Source organism: Immundisolibacter sp., from assembly GCF_028696615.1.
Taxonomy (GTDB): domain Bacteria; phylum Pseudomonadota; class Gammaproteobacteria; order Immundisolibacterales; family Immundisolibacteraceae; genus Immundisolibacter.
In genome coordinates this window covers 1-3,416 of sequence record NZ_JAQVGQ010000258.1, presented here as the reverse complement: position 1 = coordinate 3,416, position 3,416 = coordinate 1, and the positions used below count along the sequence as shown (strand labels likewise).

Here is a 3,416-nt window from a genome sequence, read left to right as displayed (position 1 = left end):
CGACGCGCACGCTGCCGGCATAGACCATGCCGCCGAGCGAGATCACGCCGACCTCGGTGGTGCCGCCGCCGATGTCGACCACCATCGAACCGGTCGCGTCCGACACCGGCAGGCCGGCGCCGATCGCCGCCGCCATCGGCTCCTCGATCAGGAACACCTGCGAGGCGCCCGCCGCCAGGGCCGCGTCGCGGATCGCGCGGCGCTCGACCTGGGTGGAGCCGCAGGGCACGCAGATGATGATGCGCGGGCTGGGCGACAGCAGGCGCGAGTCGTGCACCTTCTTGATGAACTGCTTGATCATCTGCTCGGTGACGACGAAGTCGGCGATGACGCCGTCCTTCATCGGGCGGATGGCGGTGATGTTGCCGGGCGTCTTGCCGAGCATCTGCTTGGCCTGGTGGCCGACCGCCTGGATCGAGCGCTTGGCGTTGGGCCCGCCTTCGGTGCGGATTGCCACCACCGAGGGTTCGTCGAGGACGATGCCCTTGCCGCGCACATAGATCAGCGTGTTGGCGGTGCCGAGGTCGATCGCGAGATCGTTGGAAAAGTAGGAGCGCAGGAAACCGAACATGAAGCCTTCCGAAACCGGTGGAGTGGTTGTGCCGTGTGCCGCAGGCAATGTCTCGCGAGCCGCAACGCCAGCGCCTCGCCCGCTACCGCCAAGCGGTGCAGCCCCGGGCGGGGCAAAGACGATTATGATAACCTACAAACCTTTGTGGATTCAGCAGGTTTTGTTACCTCATGTCGCTATCCAATGAACAAGTCGGGCACATCGCCCGCCTCGCGCGGATCGCGCTTTCCGACGCCGAAGTGGATGCCACGCGCGCCAAGCTCAATGGCATTTTCGACCTCATCGAACAGATGCAGGCGGTGGACACCACCGGCGTCGAACCGATGAGCCACCCGCAGGAGCTCGCCACGCGCCTGCGCGAGGACGTCGTCACCGAGACCAACCGCCGCGAAGCCTTCCAGAAGGTCGCCCCGCAGACCGAAGCCGGCCTCTACCTGGTGCCGAAGGTCATCGAATGATCCGCCTCGCGGCCGGCCTCGCCGCGATGCCCACTTTCTTGCCGAACCCATGATCAACGCTTCCCTCCCGGAACTGCGCCGCGCGCTCGATGCGCGGCAGATCTCCAGCGTCGAACTCGCGAGCCTGTTCCTCGACCGCATCGACGCACTGAACCCCGCGCTCAACGCCTTCATCACCGTTGATCGCGACGGCGCACTCGCCGCCGCCCGTGCCGCCGACGAACGCATCGCGGCCGGTACGGCCGGCGCGCTCACCGGCATCCCGCTCGCACACAAGGACGTGTTCTGCACCGAAGGCGTGCTGACCACCTGCGGCTCGAAGATGCTGTCGAACTTCGTCAGTCCCTACGACGCCCACGTCGTCAGCCTGCTCAAGGCTGCCGGCGTGGTGAGCCTGGGCAAGGCCAACATGGACGAGTTCGCGATGGGCTCGTCCAACGAAAGCTCGTACTACGGGGCGGTGAAGAACCCGTGGAACACCGCCCGCGTGCCCGGCGGCTCGTCCGGCGGCTCGGCCGCCGCGGTTGCGGCGCGCCTGGCGCCGATCGCCACCGGCACCGACACGGGCGGTTCGGTGCGCCAGCCGGCCGCCTTCTGCGGCATCACGGGGATCAAGCCGACCTACGGCCTGGTGAGCCGCTACGGCATGATCGCCTACGCGTCCTCGCTGGACCAGGGCGGCGCCTTCGGCGCCAGCGCCGAGGATTGCGCGCTGCTGCTGTCGGCGATGACCGGTTTCGACGAACGCGACTCCACCAGCCTCGAGCGTCCGACCGAAGACTACGCCGCCGCACTCGCTGCGCCGGCTTCGGCAAAGCCGCTCGAAGGTCTGCGCATCGGCCTGCCGCGCGAGTTCTTCGCCGAAGGCATGGCCGACGACGTGCGTGCCGCGGTCGAGGCCGCACTTGACCAGTACCGCGCGCTCGGCGCCACCACGGTCGAGGTATCGCTGCCCAACGCGAAGCTGGCGATCCCGGCCTACTACGTGATCGCGCCGGCCGAGTGTTCGAGCAACCTGTCCCGCTTCGACGGCGTGCGCTACGGCCATCGCGCCGCGGACTACGGCGACCTGGCCGACATGTACAGCAAGAGCCGCGCCGAGGGCTTCGGCGCCGAGGTCAAGCGCCGCATCCTGGTCGGCACCTATGTGCTGTCGCACGGCTACTACGATGCCTACTATCTTCAGGCACAGCGCCTGCGCCGCCTGATCGCGCAGGACTTCCAGGCCGCGCTGCAGCAGTGTGACGTGATCGCCGGCCCGACCACGCCGACCACCGCCTGGGCACTGGGCCAGATGGCGGACGACCCGGTGCAGATGTACCTGTCGGACATCTACACCATCGCGGTGAACCTCGCCGGCCTGCCCGGCCTGTCGCACCCGGCCGGCTTCGGTACCGACGGCCTGCCGGTGGGGCTGCAGCTGATTGGCGACTACTTCGCCGAGGCACGGCTGCTGAACGCCGCACACCGCTTCCAGCAGGTCACCGACTGGCACGCCCGCCGGCCGGCCACCGCCGCCTGAGACAGACCGCGATGCGGGCAGCGCTGCGCCACACGCTCCGTCACGGGCTTTTCGTGTTCGCCGGCGGGCTGCTGGCGTCCTGCGGCGTGCTGCCGCCGGCACCGCCGTCTGCGCCGCCGGACGTCGCCCGCCCGAGCGAGGCGCCCGGCCGCCTGAAGCCGATGCCGGTGCGCCCGCTGGACGTGAAGGCCAATTGCCGCTTCCGCGACGAAGCCGGCTACGCGGCAACGGCCGTCCTCGACATCAGCCATGCCGAGGTGAAGGCGTTCAGCGCCACGGTGGACATACCGCGCCGCGGCAGCTGCCGCTTCGACGGCCCCTTCACCCAGACCCGCCGCCTGCCAAGCGTGGAGTTGCGCGCGCAGGACGGCTGCACCGTCAACATCTGGGAACAGGGCCAGCAGGTGACAGTGGGCTTCTCCAACTGCGCGCGGCGCTGCAGCCGCGGCACTTTCGACTACGTATGGCCGATCATCGTCGATCGGACCAGCGGCGAATGCCACTGAGCATTTGCCGCGAACCGCAACAAGAGAAACGACCATGAGCAGAACGGATTGGGAAGTCGTGATCGGGCTGGAAGTCCACGCCCAGCTCAACACCGCCAGCAAGATCTTTTCCGGTGCCAGCACCGCCTTCGGTGCCGAGCCCAACGTGCAGGCGAGCGCGGTGGACATCGCCCTGCCGGGCGTGCTGCCGGTGCTCAACCGCGGCGCGGTCGAACGCGCGATCCGCTTCGGTCTGGCGATCGGCGCCCACGTGGCGGACAAGAGCGTGTTCGCACGCAAGAACTACTTCTACCCCGACCTCCCCAAGGGCTACCAGATCAGCCAGATGGACCTGCCGGTGGTGGTCGGCGGCGAGATCA

The 3,416-nt window shown here is 68.4% G+C and carries 4 protein-coding genes and 1 pseudogene; 4 read left to right on the top strand and 1 reads right to left on the bottom strand.

From position 1 onward, the window contains the following. The coding region (gene mreB / locus PHC73_RS12830) for a rod shape-determining protein MreB (RefSeq protein WP_300128973.1) at window positions 1–571 on the bottom strand (571 nt) is incomplete at its 3' end. A 170-nt stretch (window positions 572–741) separates the two neighbouring features. On the opposite strand from mreB, the gene gatC reads away from it, so the two are divergent. The 4 genes and pseudogenes from gatC to gatB all read left to right on the top strand — a co-directional run. Then, the gene (gene gatC / locus PHC73_RS12825; protein WP_048706960.1) at window positions 742–1,029 is read left to right on the top strand and encodes an Asp-tRNA(Asn)/Glu-tRNA(Gln) amidotransferase subunit GatC; all 288 of its coding nucleotides are present in this window, start codon (window positions 742–744) and stop codon (window positions 1,027–1,029) included. Between the two features lie 49 nt (window positions 1,030–1,078). Continuing rightward, window positions 1,079–2,551, top strand: coding sequence for an Asp-tRNA(Asn)/Glu-tRNA(Gln) amidotransferase subunit GatA (gene gatA / locus PHC73_RS12820; RefSeq protein WP_300128966.1), 1,473 nt, complete (start codon window positions 1,079–1,081; stop codon window positions 2,549–2,551). Window positions 2,552–2,562: 11 nt separating this feature from the next. Then, the gene (locus PHC73_RS12815; RefSeq protein ID WP_300128963.1) at window positions 2,563–3,057 is read left to right on the top strand and encodes a hypothetical protein; all 495 of its coding nucleotides are present in this window, start codon (window positions 2,563–2,565) and stop codon (window positions 3,055–3,057) included. Window positions 3,058–3,091: 34 nt separating this feature from the next. Next, window positions 3,092–3,416: pseudogene (gatB, locus tag PHC73_RS12810) on the top strand (Asp-tRNA(Asn)/Glu-tRNA(Gln) amidotransferase GatCAB subunit B); the annotation flags it as partial.

Bases quoted from the DNA above. Each gene is read 5' to 3' on its own strand.
- gatC (WP_048706960.1), top strand. From the start codon at position 742: ATGTCGCTATCCAATGAACAAGTCGGGCACATCGCCCGCCTCGCGCGG.
- gatA (WP_300128966.1), top strand. From the start codon at position 1,079: ATGATCAACGCTTCCCTCCCGGAACTGCGCCGCGCGCTCGATGCGCGG.
- PHC73_RS12815 (WP_300128963.1), top strand. From the start codon at position 2,563: ATGCGGGCAGCGCTGCGCCACACGCTCCGTCACGGGCTTTTCGTGTTC.